At 42.9% G+C, this 19926-nt stretch carries 20 protein-coding genes and 1 pseudogene; 8 read left to right on the top strand and 13 right to left on the bottom strand.

Going from position 1 to position 19926, the window contains the following annotated elements; all coding sequences use genetic code 11:
• Positions 1–16 precede the first annotated feature (16 nt).
• Positions 17–1744, bottom strand: coding sequence for a glutamine--tRNA ligase/YqeY domain fusion protein (locus F891_RS07840; protein WP_004279842.1), 1728 nt, complete (start codon positions 1742–1744; stop codon positions 17–19).
• Between the two features lie 422 nt (positions 1745–2166).
• Here F891_RS07840 and F891_RS07845 point away from each other — a divergent pair, with 422 nt between their 5' ends.
• Both F891_RS07845 and F891_RS07850 read left to right on the top strand, forming a co-directional pair.
• Entirely contained in the window at positions 2167–2676 is a 510-nt protein-coding gene (locus F891_RS07845; RefSeq protein WP_004279844.1) for a peptidylprolyl isomerase, read from the top strand.
• Positions 2677–2787: 111 nt separating this feature from the next.
• Positions 2788–3507 (top strand): UDP-2,3-diacylglucosamine diphosphatase, encoded by a 720-nt coding sequence (locus tag F891_RS07850; RefSeq protein ID WP_004646748.1) that lies wholly within the window; start codon positions 2788–2790, stop codon positions 3505–3507.
• A 28-nt stretch (positions 3508–3535) separates the two neighbouring features.
• Here F891_RS07850 and F891_RS07855 read toward each other — a convergent pair whose 3' ends face one another.
• The 4 genes and pseudogenes from F891_RS07855 to istA all read right to left on the bottom strand — a co-directional run bounded on the left by F891_RS07855 (position 3536) and on the right by istA (position 7238).
• Positions 3536–3754: a hypothetical protein gene (locus F891_RS07855; RefSeq protein WP_004279847.1), complete on the bottom strand. Its 219-nt coding sequence runs from the start codon at positions 3752–3754 to the stop codon at positions 3536–3538.
• Positions 3755–4435: 681 nt separating this feature from the next.
• Positions 4436–5225: pseudogene (hpaI, locus tag F891_RS07865) on the bottom strand (4-hydroxy-2-oxoheptanedioate aldolase).
• A gap of 220 nt (positions 5226–5445) precedes the next feature.
• Positions 5446–6219 carry an IS21-like element ISAba8 family helper ATPase IstB gene (gene istB / locus F891_RS07870; RefSeq protein ID WP_005105266.1) on the bottom strand — a complete coding sequence of 258 codons (774 nt, stop codon included), beginning with the start codon at positions 6217–6219 and terminating at the stop codon, positions 5446–5448.
• Positions 6219–7238 (bottom strand): IS21-like element ISAba8 family transposase, encoded by a 1020-nt coding sequence (gene istA, locus F891_RS07875; RefSeq protein WP_005263048.1) that lies wholly within the window; start codon positions 7236–7238, stop codon positions 6219–6221. Before istA ends, istB begins: the two co-directional genes overlap by 1 nt.
• A 207-nt stretch (positions 7239–7445) precedes the next feature.
• On the opposite strand from istA, the gene F891_RS17370 reads away from it, so the two are divergent.
• From F891_RS17370 to F891_RS18280, 3 genes are all read left to right on the top strand, one after another.
• Positions 7446–8536 (top strand): IS4-like element ISAba1 family transposase gene (locus tag F891_RS17370; protein WP_085940413.1). Its coding sequence is split into 2 segments (ribosomal slippage): positions 7446–7986 and positions 7986–8536, totalling 1092 coding nucleotides; the frame shifts between segments, so codons are not numbered across the junction.
• A 79-nt stretch (positions 8537–8615) separates the two neighbouring features.
• Complete coding sequence (nfsB, locus tag F891_RS07890; protein WP_004646745.1) at positions 8616–9269, top strand: oxygen-insensitive NAD(P)H nitroreductase; 654 nt, start codon at positions 8616–8618, stop codon at positions 9267–9269.
• A gap of 106 nt (positions 9270–9375) precedes the next feature.
• Positions 9376–9603 carry a hypothetical protein gene (locus tag F891_RS18280; protein ID WP_004646744.1) on the top strand — a complete coding sequence of 76 codons (228 nt, stop codon included), beginning with the start codon at positions 9376–9378 and terminating at the stop codon, positions 9601–9603.
• On the opposite strand, the gene F891_RS07895 is transcribed toward F891_RS18280, so the two are convergent.
• The 4 genes from F891_RS07895 to F891_RS07910 all read right to left on the bottom strand — a co-directional run bounded on the left by F891_RS07895 (position 9566) and on the right by F891_RS07910 (position 13283).
• Entirely contained in the window at positions 9566–10420 is an 855-nt protein-coding gene (locus tag F891_RS07895) for an EamA family transporter (protein WP_004646742.1), read from the bottom strand. The two genes, F891_RS18280 and F891_RS07895, sit on opposite strands and share 38 nt — an antisense overlap.
• An 85-nt stretch (positions 10421–10505) precedes the next feature.
• Positions 10506–11543, bottom strand: a complete 1038-nt coding sequence (gene fba / locus F891_RS07900) for a class II fructose-bisphosphate aldolase (RefSeq protein WP_004279853.1) — start codon at positions 11541–11543, stop codon at positions 10506–10508.
• A 119-nt stretch (positions 11544–11662) separates the two neighbouring features.
• On the bottom strand, positions 11663–11941 hold the full coding sequence (locus tag F891_RS07905; protein ID WP_004646741.1) for a hypothetical protein: 279 nt from the start codon (positions 11939–11941) through the stop codon (positions 11663–11665).
• Between the two features lie 154 nt (positions 11942–12095).
• On the bottom strand, positions 12096–13283 hold the full coding sequence (locus tag F891_RS07910; protein ID WP_004646740.1) for a phosphoglycerate kinase: 1188 nt from the start codon (positions 13281–13283) through the stop codon (positions 12096–12098).
• A 139-nt stretch (positions 13284–13422) separates the two neighbouring features.
• Here F891_RS07910 and F891_RS07915 point away from each other — a divergent pair, with 139 nt between their 5' ends.
• From F891_RS07915 to F891_RS07925, 3 genes are read left to right on the top strand one after another with little or no spacing between them, the layout of a single operon-like run.
• Complete coding sequence (locus F891_RS07915; RefSeq protein ID WP_004279857.1) at positions 13423–13806, top strand: DUF2237 family protein; 384 nt, start codon at positions 13423–13425, stop codon at positions 13804–13806.
• Positions 13806–14399, top strand: coding sequence for a Maf family protein (locus F891_RS07920; protein ID WP_004646739.1), 594 nt, complete (start codon positions 13806–13808; stop codon positions 14397–14399). The genes F891_RS07915 and F891_RS07920 overlap by 1 nt, the downstream gene beginning before the upstream one ends.
• A 29-nt stretch (positions 14400–14428) precedes the next feature.
• Positions 14429–15598: a ribosomal protein uL16 3-hydroxylase gene (locus F891_RS07925; protein WP_004646738.1), complete on the top strand. Its 1170-nt coding sequence runs from the start codon at positions 14429–14431 to the stop codon at positions 15596–15598.
• A 79-nt stretch (positions 15599–15677) separates the two neighbouring features.
• Here the strand turns inward: F891_RS07925 and F891_RS07930 are convergent, their stop codons facing one another.
• From F891_RS07930 to rraA, 4 genes are all read right to left on the bottom strand, one after another.
• Positions 15678–17600 carry a sensor histidine kinase gene (locus F891_RS07930; protein WP_004646735.1) on the bottom strand — a complete coding sequence of 641 codons (1923 nt, stop codon included), beginning with the start codon at positions 17598–17600 and terminating at the stop codon, positions 15678–15680.
• Entirely contained in the window at positions 17600–18283 is a 684-nt protein-coding gene (locus F891_RS07935; protein ID WP_004646734.1) for a response regulator, read from the bottom strand. The genes F891_RS07930 and F891_RS07935 overlap by 1 nt, the downstream gene beginning before the upstream one ends.
• Positions 18284–18505: 222 nt before the next feature.
• Positions 18506–19288 carry a glutathione S-transferase N-terminal domain-containing protein gene (locus tag F891_RS07940; protein ID WP_005263051.1) on the bottom strand — a complete coding sequence of 261 codons (783 nt, stop codon included), beginning with the start codon at positions 19286–19288 and terminating at the stop codon, positions 18506–18508.
• A 117-nt stretch (positions 19289–19405) separates the two neighbouring features.
• Entirely contained in the window at positions 19406–19915 is a 510-nt protein-coding gene (gene rraA / locus F891_RS07945) for a ribonuclease E activity regulator RraA (RefSeq protein WP_004279866.1), read from the bottom strand.
• Between the last annotated feature and the right edge of the window lie 11 nt (positions 19916–19926).

Genomic DNA, 19926 nt, shown 5'->3' on the forward strand with positions numbered 1-19926 from the left:
TCTGACTTAAACCAGCTTATTTGCCTGGTTTAAAGCTGTCCTTAAGATCCAGAATACGGTTGAATACCGGTTTTTCGCTGGAATGATCATATTGATCAGCCACAAAATAGCCTTCACGCTCAAACTGGAAACGGTCTTCCGGTTGTGCTTGTGCCAAAGCAGGCTCAATCACGGCCTGAACTACCTTCAATGATTCAGGGTTCAGGTTTGCCAAGAAGTCATCGCCCACCTCAGGATCAGATTCAGTAAACAGACGGTCGTAAATACGCACTTCCGCAGGAACGCCTTTTGTCGCAGATACCCAGTGAATCACGCCTTTCACCTTACGACCTTCAGGATTTTTACCTAAAGTTTCAGGATCAATCGAACATTTCAGCTCAACCACTTCACCATTTTCATCTTTAATGACTTCGTCACATTTGATGACATAGGCATGACGTAAACGAACTTCACCTCCTGGAATCAGACGTTTAAAGCCTTTTGGTGGCTCTTCTTCAAAGTCTTTACGGTCAATATACAGCTCAGTCGTCAATGGAATAACGCGCTCGCCCATATCGACATTCGGATGACGTGAATGGGTCAGGTCCATATCGGCTGGCAAGTTGGTTAAAGTCACTTTTAATGGATTTAACACAGCCATACCACGAGCGGCAGTATTTTCCAGAGACTGGCGAATACAGTATTCCAGCATAGCTACATCGACAATACTTCCATCAACTTTCGATACACCGACACGTTGACAGAAATCACGTAGACCTTCAGGTGTGAAACCACGACGACGCATACCGACTACAGTTGGCATACGTGGGTCATCCCAGCCCTGAACATAGCTACCTTCCACCAGTTTACGTAATTTACGTTTCGAGGTGATGGTATAGTCCACATTCAAACGGCTCGATTCATACTGACGTGGCACGGATGGTGATTTAACTTTTGCCACTACCCAATCATAGAACGGACGATGATCCTGGAATTCCAGGGTACAGAGTGAATGCGTAATGCCTTCAATCGCATCAGACAATGGATGCGCATAGTCATACATTGGATAAATTTTCCATTTATCGCCAGTCTGATGGTGTTCAGAATGCAGGATACGATACAGAATCGGATCACGCATATGCACGTTCGGTGAAGTCATATCAATCTTGGCACGTAATACAGCCTGACCTTCTGCATATTCACCGCTGCGCATTTTCTCAAAACGCTCCAGGTTTTCTGCAACCGTTGCATCGCGTTGTGGCGAGTTCTTGCCTGGCTCAACGAAATTACCGCGGTTTAAACGGATCTCTTCAGGGCTTTGCAAATCCACATAGGCATCGCCCTGCTCAATCAGCTGAACTGCCCAGGTATAAAGTTGATCGAAATAGCTTGATGCATAACGCGGCTCGCCTTCCCATTGGAAACCCAGCCATTTCACATCATTGGCAATACCATCCACATATTCCTGCTCTTCGGCATCCGGGTTGGTATCGTCAAAACGCAGGTTACACACACCTTTAAATTCTTCAGCAATTCCGAAGTTCAAGCAAATTGCTTTCACATGGCCAATATGTAAATAGCCATTCGGCTCAGGCGGAAAACGCGTCACCACCTGTTGAGTACGACCAGCGGCTAAATCATCGGTAATGACCTGACGTACAAAGTCCAAGCCCGGTTGTTGTTCTTGCTGCTGCACTGAATCGACTGCATTGTTCTTTTGGGTCGGGTTCTCGGGCAGAGATGTCACAACATCATTTGGCTTCATGATCAATCATTCACTTCTAAAGTTAAAAAGGGATTAACGAATATTTAATCGCACAGGTTGTACGCATATTCATTATCAAAGTTCCTTAGTTTAACTAGAGGTGAATAATCTCTCAACCGCTAACTATGGTATTTGATTTCAATTCACCCATTTTAAAAAATGAAAATACGGCGAGTTGCCTGAAACTAAAATATCAGTGCTTGTACAAGCAGTAAAATCATTAATTTACGCCAATTCAAAATAGGGTACCTGATAGGGCAATATCTGAAATGCCTTGATAAATCAACGTATAAATAAGGTATTATTTTTATGCTTTTAACAAAGAAAATAATGTTTTTACTTGCCTTGTCGAATGTAGTTTGCTTATGCTTCACTCATTCAGAAAAAACCATGGCACTCGTCCATGATCAGGAGATTACACAATGAGTTTTCCTCAAGTCGAATTAAACACCAATAAAGGTCGTATTGTTCTAGAACTCAATGCTGAAAAAGCACCTAAAACCGTAGCTAACTTTTTAGAATACGTACGTGACGGTTTTTATGACGGCGTAATTTTCCACCGTGTTATTGATGGTTTCATGATCCAAGGCGGCGGCATGGATGAAAACTTCAAAGAAAAAGCAACACGTGATGCAATCGAAAACGAAGCAGACAACGGCTTGACCAATGACGAAGGTACGATTGCAATGGCGCGTACTCAGGCACCGCACTCTGCTTCTGCTCAGTTCTTCATTAACGTGAAAAACAACTCATTCCTTAACCACTCTGGCAAAACTGCTCAAGGTTGGGGTTATGCCGTATTTGGTAAAGTCGTTGAAGGTATGGACGTTGTGAACGAAATCAAAAACGTACGTACTGGCAACCGTGGCTACCACGCTGACGTTCCTCTAGAAAACGTAGTAATCGAATCTGCAAAAATCATTTCTGAATAAAAAACGTCCTCTCCGTTCTTTTATGAGTTTTAAAGCAACACTTTAAAACAGTGTAATGGAAAATCCCTCATATGAATGAGGGATCTAGAGAGGAATAAAAGGAAAAGATTCGTGACCTATCTGTTTATCTCAGATTTACATTTGTCACCTGATCACCCTCGACTTGTTCGGGGGTTTTTAGATTTATTAACTGAATATCAAAATCAAAATACCCAATTGTATATTCTGGGTGACTGGTTCAATGCCTGGATTGGTGATGACTATACCTCTCCATGGCTGGACGAAATTGTCACTGCATTAAAACAGTTTACTCAGGCTGGGAATCAAGTCTATTTTCAGGCCGGCAACCGGGATTTTGTCTTAGGAAGTAAATTTTTAGCTCGATTTGGCGGGCAGCTTCTTCCCGAAATCGATCAGCTAATCATTGCCGGAACACATTTTCGCCTGGAACATGGCGATGCCCTATGTACCGATGACGTCTCCTATCAGCGTTTTAAAAAGATTATTCGTCATCCCTGGCTACTTGGCTTCTTAAGAAAAACCCCTCTCTCATTTCGAACCAGACTAGCCAACCGCTTTCGTCAACAAAGCCATCAGGCACAACAGTTTAAAAGCTATGAAGTGATGGACGTCAACCCACATGCAGTTGAGCTGGCATTACAGGATGTAGATGTACTAATCCATGGTCATACGCATCGCGCAGCCATTCATCAGTTAGCCCAGAAAAGAAGAATTGTACTAGGCGACTGGAAAGAAGACAGTGCAGAGATTCTGGAAATTCAGGAAGATCAAAGTTTTGATACCCTGAAACTAAAAAAGTGGCGATATTAATCAGCCACTTTTTACGATATTGATCTGCTTAACACAGACGATAAAGCTGGTTTACCCCAGTATAGAAACTTTTACCATCGAGATTGAACTGAAATTCCTCACCCGTTGGCAATTGAATCATTTTACCGACCTCAACCCAGATAAAACCGTCCATTGTATTTTGCTTGCGCTTTAATGGAACCAGTTTCACGTTAATTTCATTGCCATCAGCGGCAGTGGCAATATGCCATTCATTGATTTTGATCAAAATATTTACTCACACGATATGAGCTTTTTGTGACTATATGGAGAGAGATTAATAACAACCTAGTTTACATAATAGTTCTATGGTTAGTAGATCTTATTTGAGTTCAAATACTTGAACTAAAAAGTACATCACAATCAGCTTAAAATAATAATAGAAGCAAGAACAGTACTTGCTTGAAGTGCAGCCAGTGTAAGCTATTTATCCAGCAAAAGCAAAATTACATTGTAATGACAATAGAATGGGATTTTTAAGAACTTTTTTCATGCTTTGTTAATTATTAGGCTTTTGATTTTTATGATCTAAAATTCATTTTAACGTTACTTCATTTCCGTTGATAAACAAAACCTGTCTTTAAATACCTTAAAATCAATATTAGAGACATGAAACTCAGCCCGAGGTACAGCAAGTTCCACTCTCCCGTCTTTTGATAATTTAGGATCAAGAGAATAGCATTTAAGGCTACAAACAGTACGTGAATCATAAAAAAGGCTTGTTGCACTCGTCTAGTTTTTTGCTGACGTTGGTTCTCTAAGATGTTCTGCTGTTCTTGTAAAAATTGTTCTGCATCTTGAAGGTTCATTATGATTTTCTTATGGCTGAATGAATAGCTCATCTAAAGAATTTCCGGTTAAAAATAAACTAAAAATCTAAGCAAGCTATTCATTCAGAATCTCTTGTTGATTAATAACCGCTAGTCGGATTAATCACATTGATATCCTTTTTATATTTCCCCAATAGATCACGCAAGGAATTCATCAAAATACTGGTATCTACGCCCACTGCTACAAACTCAGTGCCAAGTTCGATATATTTTTGCGTCACTTCATGCTGGGTTGACAGAATTCCTGCAGCTTTGCCTGCAGAACGAATCCGCTGGATTGCATCAATTACAGCTTTTTGTACTTCAGGATGATTCGGATCACCTTGATAACCCATAGTGGCAGATAGATCAACGGCGCCAATAAACACGCCATCAATCCCGTCGATCTGAAGAATAGCATCCAGATTTTCAAGTCCTGTGACCGATTCAATCTGGATTAATAAACAGATTTCTTCATGTGCCGTCTGATAATAATTTGGAATGCTGTTCCAGCGGGTGGCACGTGCCAGTGCAGCACCAACGCCACGAATTCCTTCAGGCGGATAACGGACTGCCCTGACCATGAGTTCGGCCTGTTCCACGGTTTCTACCATCGGAATCAACAGCGTTTGTGCACCGATATCAAGGAGTTGCTTGATCAGTTGTACGCTACCAATGGGTGGTCGTACTACTGCTTGCGAGGGATAAGCAGCAATACTTTGCAGTTGCGACAAAGTCGTTCTCAAATCACTGGGTGCATGCTCACCATCAATCAGCAGCCAGTCATAACCTGCATTTGCCGCAATCTCGGTTCCATAGGCATCTGCCAATCCATAAGCCGATTTGCTGCTGGGTTTTCAGTTTGTGTTTAAAGTAATTGGTCACTTGCATCCGCTAACCTATTTGCATGTTGCTGGCGATGCCTCTTATTAAACGCTTCTCGCTTAAAAGTGCCAATAGACAAAAACTGGATTTTAATCTGATTTAACTCTAAGTTTTGCTTGAATCCAGCTCAAGATCATCTCAAAACAGGCTTTTGTCAACGGCATTTTAAAATTGACCCCTTTTACCTTAAAAATGGCGAAGTAAAATTGACCCCTTTGATCTCGTATTAAGTTTCAACCTGCGGCTGAATCCCAATTCTTTTTTTATCCTTCAAACGATAACTCTCACCCGATATCTGTACCACATGACAGTGATGTAATAGCCGATCTAACATCGCAGCGGTCAACGTAACATCATCCGCAAATGACTTAGACCATTGGCTAAAGGGTAAGTTACTCGTCAATATCGTACTGCCTTTTTCATAACGCTTGGCAATCACGTTAAAGAACAGATTCGCTTCTTCACGTCCAAACGGTAAATAACCAATTTCATCGATAATCAGTAATTTTGGGGCGAGTATCACCCGTTGCATATAGGTTTTCAATTTACCTTGCTGATAGGCTGTACTGAGTTGCAGCATGAGATCGGCGGCGGTAATAAACTTGGTTTTGACATTGTTCATGATGGCCTTATAGCCTAATGCCATAGATAAGTGCGTTTTCCCTACACCGCTAGCCCCGAGAAACACCACATTTTCTGCTCTAGCAATAAAGCTCAGGTTGAACAACTCGACCACCTGTGATTTGGGAGCACCCAGTGCATAATTAAAATCGTAACCTTCCAGCGTTTTCACTTGAGGCAGGCCTGAGAGTTTCATCAGGACCTGCTGGCTGCGCTGTTGCCTGGCAGCATATTCATGCGTCAAGATCGCTTCAACAAAGTCGGCATAACTTCCATCTTGACCTAATGTTTGTTGTGCATGATGTGACCATTGTGATGCGATGGCAGGCAGATTGAGCTTTTGGCAAAGTTGCTCTATACGGTCGTATTGCAGATTCATCAGGAAACTCCCAGCAACTGGTCATATACCGATAAAGGATGCTGCAAACTCTCGTAGGGCATGACATGCTGTGCTGCTGCAACAGGTACAGTGCTAGAACCTGTATCTGATAGCGGTAATGGCGTAAATTTTTGCTGCTCCTGTTGCAGTCGAACAGCCGGTTTTTCTTGCGTGGTGGCATGAATCCGCTGATTGGCGGTTTCATGCAGCCACCGGCCAATGTGGGCATTGGCGACATCAACATCTAACAGTAAACCCGAAGTCTTCAGGCTTGCTTTCAATGGCACAATAAAGCTTGATTTGAGGTATCCATTAAAGCGTTCAACTTTGCCTTTGGTCTGTGCACGGTAGGGCTTACATACGCGAGGACGAAAGCTGTATTTCTTGGCGCAGTCGAGCAGTTTGGGATTCCATTTATGCTGCCCCTCCTGATAGGCATCCCGTTCAATCATGATCGTTTTAGCGTTATCAAACAGGATTTCTTGAGGTACTCCTACAAAAAACTGAAATGCATTTTCTAGACCATCGATCCATGCATCCGTACGTTCATGATCATAAAATTTCACGAAAGTCGCTCTGGAATACCCTAATGTTGCGACAAAGGCTTTTAAAGTCGTGTTGTTGCGTCGAATTGTGGTGAAATCCACCTGCATTTGTTGGCCAGGTTGGGTTTCAAAACGAATGATCGGTTCCGGTTTGGCAACTGGTTTTAATGTTGCAAGATATTCCCTCAATATCCTGATCTTTCCTGGATATCCCAACCTTAAAATTTCCTGGTAGAGCACGACAGCAGGAATCCATTCAGGATGAGCTGCATTTACACGTTGGAGTAAATAGGGTTTATATGGGTCAAGGATACTTATTCTAGGCTGTATACGCTGATACTGAGGTGTGGTGTTTTGCCGTAAATATTTACGTACGGTATTTCTGGACACCCCCAGTTCACGAGTAATGGCTTTAATAGATTTACCTTGTTGATGAAGTATTTGGATTGTCACTGCTTGCTCCAAAGTTAACATGTTGAGCAGTCCAAAATGACCGCTATATTAACCAAGGGGGTCAGTTTTTAAATGCCATTAGGGGGTCATTTTTACACTGCCGCTAACATTTGCCTGATGCTTTTTTATTGTAATAATCAGGGGATGTGAAAAATGTCTCTGTACACGACAAAAATAGATAACTCATTGAAATAATGTCATAATAATTGTTTTCTAACGACGAATACTATGACACATCTCAATGAGTTATATCTTATCTTAAACAAATATCTAAAATGGAACAAGTCACATTTAAAGTGCTTTGCGCTCATCATGCTTGTGATTATTTTAAAGCAAACATGTAATCTTTCTTCTGCATCTAAAGCCTTGCCCATCAAGTGCTTACCACAATCATTTTATCGACGTATGCAGCGCTTCTTTGCAGGTCAGTATTTTGATTATCGTCAAATTTCTCAGTTGATTTTCAATATGTTTTCATTCGACCAAGTGCAACTGACTTTAGATAGAACCAATTGGAAATGGGGAAAACGAAATATTAATATCCTGATGCTCGCAATCGTTTATCGTGGAATAGCGATACCTATCCTTTGGACATTGCTTAATAAACGTGGAAATTCAGATACGAAAGAGCGTATTGCTTTGATTCAACGCTTTATAGCCATTTTTGGTAAAGACCGTATTGTGAATGTGTTCGCAGACAGAGAGTTTATCGGTGAGCAGTGGTTTACATGGTTAATTGAACAAGACATCAACTTCTGCATTCGTGTTAAAAAAACTTCATTGTCACCAATCATTTAGGAAAGAATCATAAAATTAGTGATTTATTTCGCCATCTTAAAGTTGGTCAAATTGAATGTCGTAAACGACGGATTTTGGTTGGTCGGGTGAAACTATATATAAGTGCACTACAGTTAGAAAATGGAGAGCTTTTACTCGTCGTTTCTCCTCAGTTTAATGCCAATGCTATTCAGGATTATGCATTACGCTGGGAAATTGAAACCTTATTCAGTTGTCTCAAAGGACGCGGGTTTAATCTTGAAAATACGCGCTTGACAGACCCTAGACGAGTGAAAAAATTGATTGCGGTGTTAGCTATAAGCTTCTGTTGGTGTTACTTAACGGGTGAATGGCAACATGATCAAAAAAAAGCGATAAAAATAAAGAAGCATGGACGACTCTCAATGAGTTTATTTCGCTATGGTTTAGACTATGTTCAAATGGCGATTCAGCGTTTAATTGGTTTTGGGAAAAAAGAAGAGTTTAAGGAAATTTTGGCAATTTTAAGAAGGCAGAACCCTGATAGGATAAGGGTTCTGTGAAATTTGTCGTGTACAGAGGAAAAATGTATATATTTAAAACTTCTACTCGCTGTTTATTTAAAAAGATTGGAGTCCATTGATGGATTTACTCAAGATCACACAGACCCGCTATACCACTAAAGCCTATGATCCTAGCAAGAAAATCCCAGCAGAACAGTTTGAACGCTTGTTAGAAATTTTGCGTCTGGCACCCTCTTCGATCAATATTCAGCCTTGGCATTTTTTTATTGCCGATCATGATGCCGCCAAACAGCGCATTGCCAAAGCCTTGGTTGGTACTTATGCCTACAATGCACCCAAAGTTCTGGATTCTTCACATACCATTTTATTCTGCACCAAAGCCGACATTAATGAGTTGCATCTAGAAAACTTATTGAACCGCGATGATCTCAGTGGCCGTTTTAAAGATGAATCAGCCAAAGAAGGTCAGAAAAATACCCGTGCAGGTTATATTCATTATTATCGTAATGAAAAAGGTGATATTCAGCGTTGGGCTGAAAACCAGACCTTCATTGCACTCGGTCAAATGCTCTTGGCTGCCGGAATTGAAGGGGTTGATGCCACACCAATTGGCGGCTTTGACGGAGAGATGATTAGTGAAGAATTACAACTTGCAGAACAGGGTTTGATCCCTTCTGTATTGCTGACTTTAGGCTATCGCAGTGAAAATGATTTCAATGCCAAACTCCCTAAATCACGTCTTGCCGCTGAAGATATTTTCACCAAACTGTAAGGAATTTATGCTATAAAAGGGGTCAAGCGCCCCTTTCCATGTCAATTCGGGCCTATTTTTTGCTTTATTTAATTTACATCTAATAGAATAACAATAGAGGTCATCTATGTCGCTCCTTACATCCAAATCCCTGAAATTTGAATGCCATCATTGCGATAAAATTTATCTCCAGCACTATAAAGAGCAACAGCATCGTTATCCGCACTGTCCAGACTGCCAACAGTCCGGTTTATTGCTTGGACTGGCCGAAGCAGGTGACCTGCTCCGACATCCGATTGAATTTGCATCCTCTTATGTCAAGCAGACATTGCATAAGCTAGGCAAATCACACTAGTCAAGCCTAGCAGTAATCCTAAAGTACTTGCAGGTTTGAGCCGTTCTTTAAAGAATACCAGACCTGCTATCACACCAAATACCACCACCAGAATATTCATGCCAGCAAAGACGATCGCAGGTGAATCCTTAAGCAGCATATGGGCTTTGACATAGAAAGCAATATTGGCAAAATTCAGGAAACCCAATAACAGACCAGCGCCGATATTCTGCATCGAGCCCAAGCTTTTATATTTGATTAACAGATAGCCCATCGAAATGATCAGGGCACAAACAAACATTAGATTCAGCGCCACCGCGAATTGGAGGCCCAGACTGGTTGTATATTTCAACAATACATCAATCAGTGCATAACCGACCCAGACCAAGCCCAGATACAACATTCCCTGACTGCTCTGTCCTGTACTTTGTCGATGTGAAAACAGGATGCACAGCACTGCTCCAATACCTAAAGCGATCCCAAGTATTTTCAGCTGATTAAACTGTTCCTGAAAAATGAAATAGGCTGCAGCCAGTGACAAAACTACAGAAAGTCGCTGGGCAATTTCGGTTTTTAAAATTCCAGCCGTTTGCAAAGCCTTGGCCAAAAACAGAAATACGCTCGGAAGCAAAATACCCAGAGCCAGAATAAGCAACCAAGGCGTCTGAGACATTGAAATATGCTGAATATCAGGCTTAAACCAGAAAAAACACAAGAGACTAGCTGTCATATAGTTCCAGCTAATCATGTGTATCGGACTCAAGCCCTTATTTTTGGCGACTTTTAATAATATTGAGACCGCAACGCTGCATAGCGCTGCTGCGAAAATCAGTTCCATATGCTGCTCTTATTCTTGATATTTATGAGTCTACAAAAAAGCCCACATTTGCAGTGGGCTTTTTTTATAAATGATTCACTGGGAATTATTTATAGTGTGACACCATTTTCTCTAAAGAGATTGGGCGAATCTTGTCTGCATTGCCTGCAGTACCAAAAGCTTCGTAACGATCGATACAGATTTGCTTCATTGCATCTACAGTTGCGCTGAAGAATTTACGTGGATCGAATTCGCTTGGTTTTTCTGCCATCATACGACGCATTGCACCGGTAGATGCTAAACGCAAGTCAGTATCGATGTTAATCTTGCGCACGCCGTGTTTGATCGCTTCAACCAGCTGTTCAACCGGAACACCGTAAGTTTCCTTGATGTCGCCGCCATACTGGTTAATCACTGCCAACCATTCTTGTGGCACAGAGCTTGAACCGTGCATGACAAGATGTGTGTTTGGAAGTGCTGCGTGAATTTCTTTAATGCGGTCAATCGCAAGAATATCACCTGTAGGTGGACGCGTGAACTTGTACGCACCGTGTGAAGTACCTACTGCAATTGCAAGCGCATCAACATTGGTATCAGCAACGAAGCTACGCGCTTCTTCAACTGAAGTCAGGAGTTGAGAATGATCCAGTACGCCTTCTGCGCCTACGCCATCTTCTTCACCCGCCATACCTGTTTCAAGGCTACCCAAACAACCGATTTCACCTTCAACAGATACGCCACACGCATGTGCCATTTGAACTGTACGGCGAGTCACATCAACGTTATATTCATATGAAGTTGGTGTTTTACCGTCTTCACCCAGTGAACCGTCCATCATTACTGATGAAAAGCCTAACTGGATTGAACGTTGACAAATGTCAGGGCTGGTACCGTGGTCTTGATGCATTACCACTGGAATATGTGGCCATTCTTCAATTGCAGCCAAAATTAGGTGACGCAAGAACGGAGCGCCTGCATATTTACGCGCACCCGCAGATGCTTGTACGATAACAGGTGAATTGGTTGCATCTGCTGCAAGCATAATTGCACGCATTTGTTCTAAGTTGTTTACGTTAAATGCTGGTACGCCGTAAGCATGTTCGCCGGCGTGATCCAAGAGCTGGCGCAATGAAATAAGAGCCATAATATCCTCCCAGTGAATGCCACATATTCTACATGTTCAAAGGTTTCAATTCAGCAACAAATAACACTATTTAAAAAAAATCCCTGCATTTGCAGGGATTTTGTGTCACATCAACCGGATTAAGGTGCTACAGGCTCTGAAGTCGCAGCAACTGACTCGTCTGCAGTTGCTTCATCGGCTGGTGCATTGGCAACTTCAGCCGGGATATCGGTATTTTTTTCGTCTAGAATTGGCTGATCAATGGCATCAATGGCAGCTTGCTGTTCTGGAGTCACCGCCTGATCCGCCACTGCTGCCGAGCTTTCTGCTTCAGCTTCTGGTGTGCTTTCCTGTTTTGCACATGCAGTCAGTGCCAGAGAAGCTGCTAATAATACTGCGATAGTTAACTGTTTCTTCATCACGTATTCTCGTCATTTGGTGATTTAATTACTGCATCTTATGACAGATTTATTGCATTTTAATGACGAAGCCATGAAGGGTAAGTTTTCACTGTCAAAAAAATGACATAAAAAAAGCTGGCACTGGGCCAGCTTTTTAGCTTAGGACATGCAATTAAGCACGTTCTAATAGTACCGCAACTGCAGGAAGAGTTTTACCTTCAACGAATTCAAGGAATGCACCGCCACCCGTCGAGATATAACCAATTTTGTCAGCCACTTCATATTTATCAATCGCAGCAAGTGTGTCCCCACCACCCGCGATCGAGAAACCTTCCGATTCAGCAATTGCTAAAGATAAAGTTTTAGTCCCTTCACCGAATTGATCGACTTCAAATACGCCAACCGGGCCATTCCAAAGAATGGTTTTAGAGGTTTTCAGAATTTCTGCAAATGCTTTCGCAGTTTCCGGACCTACATCCAGAATCATGTCGTTGTCAGCAACATCGGCAACGTTTTTCACCGTTGCTTTCGCAGCAGCCAATGAACCCAGGAAATCCTCAAAGTTGATTTCAGAGGCATCTGCAACCACAACGTCAGTAGGAAGTGGCACTGATACTTTTGCAGCAATGGCTTTTGCTGTATCGATCAGGTCTTTTTCACACAGTGATTTACCAACGTTATAGCCTGCTGCAGCAAGGAAAGTATTGGCAATACCACCACCCACGATCAATTGATCACAGATATCAGAAAGTGAGGTTAAAACATCCAGCTTGGTAGAGACTTTAGAACCCGCAACAATCGCCACCATTGGCTTTTCTGGCGTTTGCAGTGCACGGCCAAGTGCATCCAGTTCAGCTGCCAGTAAAGGACCTGCTGCTGCAACTTTCGCTAAACGCGCTACGCCTTCAGTAGATGCTTCTGCACGGTGCGCTGTACCAAAGGCATCCATTACAAATACGTCGCAAAGTGCTGCATATTTTGCTGCAAGTTCAGGATTGTTTTTCTTCTCGCCGACGTTAAAACGGCAGTTTTCAAGCAGAACCACCTGACCTGGCTGAACATCAACGCCATCTAAATAGTCAGTGAACAGTTTCACTTCTTGGCCCAAAGCTTCAGTCAAGTAAGCCGCTACAGGAGCAAGTGACTGTTCAGCCTTAGGCTCACCTTCAACCGGACGACCCAGATGAGAATACACCATGACTGCAGCGCCTTTTTCTAATGCTGCTTTAATCGTTGGCAATGCTGCACGAAGACGCGCATCGCTGGTGATCACACCATTTTTAACAGGAACGTTTAAATCTTCACGGATCAGAACACGTTTACCTGCTAAATCGAGGTCAGTCATACGCTGAAAGTTCATGTAGAGCTCACTTTATAGATATTAAAACCAGGCGATTTTAAATGATTATGCAGAAAAAGGTTAGCATCTTTTGCAGAAAACATTATGAATGCCAAAGTTTTGTTATGATAGAAAAAAGCCTCTTTTAGATTCAGTCCCTATGTCGATACATCCTGATCCAAATCTTAACCGTTTGAACGTGTTAGGTGAGCCTTTGTCCAGCTGTTGCTTCGATCCGATTACCGGTTATTTCCGCAATGGCTTTTGCCATACTGCGACCACTGATCTGGGCCAGCACACGGTTTGCGCGCAAATGACTTCAGAATTTCTGAATTTTTCTCAAAAAGTCGGTAATGACCTGATTACGCCTTTGCCTGAACTGGATTTCCCCGGCCTGCAACCTGGCGATTTCTGGTGTATCTGCGTAACGCGCTGGGTCGAAGCCTATGAAGCAGGTCAAGCACCTCCAATCAAGCTGCAAGCCTGTCACAAAGCTGTTCTGGCTTATGTGCCGTTAAATATTCTTGAGGAATATGCTGTCTAATGAATTCTGTACAGATTATTTTGGCATCATCCAGTCAAACCCGCAAAGCGCTGATGGATCGTCTGCATATTGATTATATTTCCATGGTACCGGATATTGATGAATCTCCTCGCGGGGAAAATCACGCAGATGATCTGGCACAACGACTAGCTTTCGAGAAAGCCAGATATATTGCCGAACAGAATCCTGAAGCGATTGTGATCGGCTCGGATCAGGTGGCATGGCGTGAAGGTGCACCGGATATTTTTATCGGTAAACCGTTAACGACTGAAAAAGCCATTCGCCAGCTCCAAGCTAACTCGGACAAGATTGTCTATTTCAGTACGGCGCTCAGTGTACAGCAACAATCGACGGGTTTTGAACAAAGTCTGGTCGAACACTATAAAGTCAAGTTTCGTAAACTTTCTCAGGCCGAAATCGAGCGCTATGTCGAGATTGAACAGCCACTGCATTGTGCTGGCAGTTTCAAATGTGAAAGCTTAGGAATTAGCCTGTTTGAAGAAATGACCGGGCAAGACCAGACCACACTGATGGGTATGCCGATGATCAAGCTATGCAATATTCTTCGTGAATTAAAAATTTTAGTTCCTTAATCTCTCTCTTTAAATTCAGGCTGTAATCTATGTCTCAACCTTTAGACGTTTTAGGCGGCATCACCGCTGAACAATTCCTTAGCGAATACTGGCAAAAGAAACCATTACTGGTGCGTAATGCGATGCCTGAAATCGCCAGTTTGCTTGAACCCAATGATGTGATGGAACTTGCGCTTGAAGAACATGTCACTGCCCGTCTCATCAAGCAGAAAGATCGTGATCCGAATCAATGGAGCGTGAAATCTTCACCTTTGCTCAAAGCAGATTTTCAGAAAATGCCAAAACTCTGGACACTTTTGGTTCAGGCTGTAGATCACTATTCATTTGACCTGTCGGCACTTTGGAAAAAATTCCCATTTATTCCACAATGGCGTCGCGATGACATCATGGTGTCTTATGCACCGCAAGGCGGTTCAGTCGGCAAGCATTTCGATTTCTATGATGTGTTTCTGGTACAAGGCTATGGCCATCGTCGCTGGCAGCTTGGGCAAATGTGTGATACCGAAACTCCATTTGTTCCGGGTCAACCGCTTAAATTATTGCCTGAAATAGAAGTGGACTTTGATGAAGTGCTGGCACCTGGCGACTTGCTCTATGTGCCGCCTGGTCTGGCTCATTACGGCGTGGCTGAAGATGACTGCCTGACTTATTCATTCGGTTTCCGCATGCCAAATATCAGTGACATGATGGATCGTGTCGGGGATAAATTCTCTGAAAATGAAACGCTGCGTAACCCATTGCTGGATATCATCCGTGATCAAGTCGGTGCTATCGGTGAAGTGAGCAGCAATGAGCTGGAATATCTGAAAGAACACATCATGCAGCAACTGCATAATTCCAATGTTCTCGAAGATGCCATCATGAGCTTGATGTCCGAACCTAAATATCCTGAAAACCTGCCTGAAGCAGAAGAAATCGGTACAGGTGATCTGGAAGAAGCACTCGATCAGGGCTATAGCCTGATGCTCGAACCTGCGTCACGCCTGCTTTATACTGAAACGGACGGCGACGTTCTGTTCTGGGCAAATGGTGAGGGTGTGTGCATCTCTGAGACATTTACCGCAAAACTCAAACAGCTTGCAGATGGTGAAGCGCTGTTATTCAGTGAAGACTTCGCTGATGAAGAAATTCTGGAAGATGTTGCAGCATTATTGAATGAAGCCGTGTTGATGTTGGTTCCACCTGCTGACGACGAGTAAGCGTTTAACGACTCGTTAAGCGATAATAAAAAGAGGATCACATGATCCTCTTTTTATTTTCTACTAAAATTCTAGTTACTTAAGGCTGATACAGCTCTAATACAACACGAATCAGCGTATCTCCTTGTTCAGATTCAATCTGGAACAATCCTCCCATGCGCTCAACCCGCATTTTCATGCTGCGCATTCCAATACTCAGGCCATTTTTTTGCACCATGTCAGCATCGAAACCGATGCCATTATCCTGAATGCTTAAAGTAAGCTGATGTGGCTGGGAATATTCCAGACTGACTTTTACCTGACTGGCCTGACTATGCTTAATGATATTGGTCAGACTTTCTTCGACTACTCGGATCAAGGTCAAACACTGTAATGCCGTCGGTTCACGCTGCCAGACTTTTGGAAATGACCATTCAACTACAATCCCCATTTCTTCCATCAGCTGGGTAAAACGATAACGTACCGGTGCGATCCAGAGTACCGGCGTTTGTGGGACTTTATTTTCAATAGATGAACCACTGTCAATGATTTGTCTGAGATCATCTCTGAGCAGTTTCAGCATGGAAAGAAACTGCTGTTTAGAAACTGTTTCGCTACTTTGATCCACCAGAATCATGGAACGGACAATAGACCCTCCCAACCCGTCATGCAGTTCATGTGACAGATTAATCCGTTCTTGCAGACGAACATTCGTCAGCTCCAGTTGATGTTTATCGCTCAGGCTTTTATTCAGGTCGGCACTGACCTGCTGAACTTTACGTTCTAACTGGGTATTAAATTTTTCGATTTTCCTGACATTACGATTCAAGCGTGTGCCCATAATCAGCACGACAAACAGGGTAATAATCGGTGAGGTATAGGGGGATAAAGGTGAAAATTCATTGACCTGGGTTTGGTTCAACATGATCAGGTCGATGACTACACACAGCAAAATCCCCCAGAGACACAGCGTCAGGAAAAGATATTCTCCATTTCGGGTTTTGATGGCCTGATAGCTGACATATACAGTACAACTAATAAAGAGCAATACATAGATGATAAACACTCCGCCCAGTACCTGCTCCAGATAATCCAAGGAACTGATCATAACCAGTAAGCTGGACAGAACGCTGACCAGAATAAATCCTCGCTCCAACTGCTTAAATTTCTGTTTTACAAAGCGGATCAGATACAGACAAAAACAATGGATATAGGCAATAAAAAAAAGCATATTGGCTTTAGCTGCCGAAATCGTGGAGTGAAATGGAAAATTTTCTGTAGTCAAGACATTGGAAATAAACAGAATCCACAACAGTGAACTGAGTGCCAGCCAGCCAAAAGTGGTTTCTGAACGCCGGAATAACCAGATAATGAAACAGATCAGCCCAATCGTGGCAGAGAAAATCATATTGATCTGGAATACGGTACGGCGATCCCAGATTTTTTCCAAATACTGCTGGCTATTCACCAACACATTATTAAACTGAATATTGCCCAGGCCCGCGCTTTGGAAACTGTAGCCATTTACATAAATCAGGATTTCATTACTGTCTTTACGCAAACCGCTAATCGGGAAAACCCAGTAACGCGGCATATTCCAGCTTTTCGACAAGGGCTCTTGCAAGTTCCGGTCAGACCAAAGCAAGTCACCATTCAGGAACACGGCACCTGCCGAATTAATATAATCAATAGAAAAGGCAACCGGTTCTGCAAGACGAATATTGTCCTGACATGACCAACGCCAGACAATCTTGTACCAGGCACCCCCATGATAATTCTTCCAGTTATTCTGCCAGTTATCCGGCAAACGTACGCTTTGCCAGCCCGATGTCGGCATCTCGGTAGGACCCTGAGCCTGAACCTTCTGAATATATTCGATCTTCACCTGACAAAGATCATTAATCTGAAAATGGTTTTGTGCCTGACTGATACTACAGAACAAGCAAAGCCAGCTGCACAGGACAAAAACACCGATCCATTTCAGTCGCTGCCGTTTGCTGCTTCTGGAACAGGCAGATGACATTACAGAATTCCCAGATGCCGTGCGGTACTGACCGCCTTGGTACGTTTACTGACCGAGAGTTTGCGGTAAATATGCTTGATATGACTTTCGACGGTATAGCGTGATACACAGAGCTGCTCGGCAATTTCACGATTACTCAGACCTTGCGCAACCAAGGACAGGATTTCCTGCTCCCGCTGTGTGAGCGTTTCCTGATCCGCAGCTGGCCTGTTCTGTTCTACTGTTCCTGAAATGGTGGGAATAGAAATCTGTTTTAAAATTTCACGGGCAACAAAGGGATCAATCGGTGCACCGCCACGCAAAATACTGCGAATAGCCAAGGCGACTTCAACATCATCCCGTTCTTTCAGCACATAACCGGTCGCACCGGCCTGAATTGCCCTAAACAGGCTATCTTGGGTACTCCAGGCAGACACCACCAGAATCAACGCTTGTGCGTCCTGTTCGCGGATTTTTTCAATAATTGAAATCCCACTTCCATCTGGTAAACCCAAATCTACTAAGGCCAGTGCAATCGGCTGTTGCTGCAAAACGGCATATGCTTCTTTCACCGTATTGGCAAATAACAGAACGTCATCCTGATAACCTAGATTGCTTAATATGATTTTTAAACGGCGCTGGATGACATATTCATCTTCAACGATTAATACTGGTACTGGCAAGACTGCCTCCGATGCTGTCATAAGCACGCCCCTTATATTTATTTTTATATATCCCCTTTAAGATTAAAATATAAACAAAATCACACTAAAAATCATGATTTATTTATTTTTTATTATCTGAAGTTTTAAGCAGCGAGAAACGCTTACGCCCGTTTTCCATATCATAGACATAAAAAATGCCATCTGTTTAGCAGATGGCAGTTCAAGATAGAAAATCTTTTGAAGTTATACGAGCTGTCTACTTTAAGCAGTACCGTATTGCTGTTTTAAATATTTCACAATCTCAGCCGATTCAAACATTTTGGTATCTGTATTTGGATCGACCAGATAGGGAAGCTGAATATTATTTCCCATCATTTCAAACAAATGTTCACGCTTACCGCCTGGTAGTGGTTCATATTTTCCCGGTTTTAAACGCAATTTGGCCGGTCCATAATCTTGCCAGCGCTCTTTAGCGACATTATGAAAAACAAACGGCACTTCCAGTTCACTCAAAACGGCGCGTACAATTCGGGTATAAGGACTGGCCTCAAAGCCCCATAATTCTAATAACAGTTCAGGTGTTGGCCGATCCTTAATCTTGGGAATCACCATTCCGCCGCGTAAACCATTGAGGACGGTTCCCGCAATTGCAGCCACTGGAATTTTAGGATAGTGAGCATATTTCTTGGGAGTTTTGCCGGTTTTGCCATAATGCTTGAACAGATGATCGATAATATCCTGAGACTCATAGAGTCGATCACCGGTATTTTCATCAACTAAAAAAGGAAATTGCAGTTTTCCACCCAATTGCTGCACCTCAGGACGGAAATGAGTACCCCCTCGTGGACATGGATAAACTTCATAATCCAGATTTAGCAAGGTCATGACTTCACGCACCCGACGACAAAATGGTGAACCCTCGTATTCATAGAGCTTCAAGGCTTTTTCAGGCTGATTTGGAAACGGTGTACCCACCATCCCACGTCCACCTTCAGCGATTGAAGAGGCCAAAGCTTGTACAACTTTAATTTGATGACTCAACATAGTATTTTCCTATTTTTGTTTTATATGAATGAAAGACAGAATCTAGGCATCCTGTCTTTCAGGGTACAGATAAGTTTTGTTGTTATTCTTTCATGCAGAAATGCAGATTCCGGCCGATTAAGCCACTAATGCTGTTTTAGACACCACAATACCATTATTGTCTGCATAGACATACTCGCCTGCATTAAACGTGACACCACCAAAACAGAGAGAGATATCAACTTCACCCACACCCTTGCGGTTGCTCTTTTGCGGAATAGCCGCCAATGCATGCACACCAAGATCAAGTTCAGCAATCGCATCGACATCACGAACGCAACCATAAATAATTACGCCATTCCAGTGATTTTTTACCGCTGATTCTGCAATCAGGTCACCCATCAAGGCACAGCGCATGGATGCACCGCCATCTACGACCAGGACCTTGCCTGTTCCATCTGTGGCCAACAACTCTTTCACCCGCGAGTTATCTTCAAAACATTTTACTGTCACAATCTGACCGCCAAAGGTTTTGCGCGCCCCATAACTCTTAAAAAATTTACCGTCCAGGCAAGGTGTCACCACCTGAAGCTCTAATTCTGGATGATCATCTAACAAGTCACAGGTAACAAATGCTGCTGTAGACACGGTGTTTTCCC

The organism is Acinetobacter sp. CIP 101966 (genome assembly GCF_000369725.1).
In the GTDB taxonomy this organism is placed as follows: domain Bacteria; phylum Pseudomonadota; class Gammaproteobacteria; order Pseudomonadales; family Moraxellaceae; genus Acinetobacter; species Acinetobacter lwoffii_Q.

What these genes read in the sequence shown, in the direction of transcription:
- F891_RS07840 (WP_004279842.1), bottom strand. Translation starts at nt 1,744, where the DNA reads ATGAAGCCAAATGATGTTGTGACATCTCTGCCCGAGAACCCGACCCAA.
- F891_RS07845 (WP_004279844.1), top strand. Translation starts at nt 2,167, where the DNA reads ATGAGTTTTCCTCAAGTCGAATTAAACACCAATAAAGGTCGTATTGTT.
- istB (WP_005105266.1), bottom strand. Translation starts at nt 6,219, where the DNA reads ATGAATCTGCAATACGACCGTATAGAGCAACTTTGCCAAAAGCTCAAT.
- istA (WP_005263048.1), bottom strand. Translation starts at nt 7,238, where the DNA reads ATGTTAACTTTGGAGCAAGCAGTGACAATCCAAATACTTCATCAACAA.
- nfsB (WP_004646745.1), top strand. Translation starts at nt 8,616, where the DNA reads ATGGATTTACTCAAGATCACACAGACCCGCTATACCACTAAAGCCTAT.
- F891_RS18280 (WP_004646744.1), top strand. Translation starts at nt 9,376, where the DNA reads ATGTCGCTCCTTACATCCAAATCCCTGAAATTTGAATGCCATCATTGC.
- F891_RS07895 (WP_004646742.1), bottom strand. Translation starts at nt 10,420, where the DNA reads ATGGAACTGATTTTCGCAGCAGCGCTATGCAGCGTTGCGGTCTCAATA.
- fba (WP_004279853.1), bottom strand. Translation starts at nt 11,543, where the DNA reads ATGGCTCTTATTTCATTGCGCCAGCTCTTGGATCACGCCGGCGAACAT.
- F891_RS07905 (WP_004646741.1), bottom strand. Translation starts at nt 11,941, where the DNA reads ATGAAGAAACAGTTAACTATCGCAGTATTATTAGCAGCTTCTCTGGCA.
- F891_RS07910 (WP_004646740.1), bottom strand. Translation starts at nt 13,283, where the DNA reads ATGAACTTTCAGCGTATGACTGACCTCGATTTAGCAGGTAAACGTGTT.
- F891_RS07915 (WP_004279857.1), top strand. Translation starts at nt 13,423, where the DNA reads ATGTCGATACATCCTGATCCAAATCTTAACCGTTTGAACGTGTTAGGT.
- F891_RS07920 (WP_004646739.1), top strand. Translation starts at nt 13,806, where the DNA reads ATGAATTCTGTACAGATTATTTTGGCATCATCCAGTCAAACCCGCAAA.
- F891_RS07925 (WP_004646738.1), top strand. Translation starts at nt 14,429, where the DNA reads ATGTCTCAACCTTTAGACGTTTTAGGCGGCATCACCGCTGAACAATTC.
- F891_RS07930 (WP_004646735.1), bottom strand. Translation starts at nt 17,600, where the DNA reads ATGTCATCTGCCTGTTCCAGAAGCAGCAAACGGCAGCGACTGAAATGG.
- F891_RS07935 (WP_004646734.1), bottom strand. Translation starts at nt 18,283, where the DNA reads ATGACAGCATCGGAGGCAGTCTTGCCAGTACCAGTATTAATCGTTGAA.
- F891_RS07940 (WP_005263051.1), bottom strand. Translation starts at nt 19,288, where the DNA reads ATGTTGAGTCATCAAATTAAAGTTGTACAAGCTTTGGCCTCTTCAATC.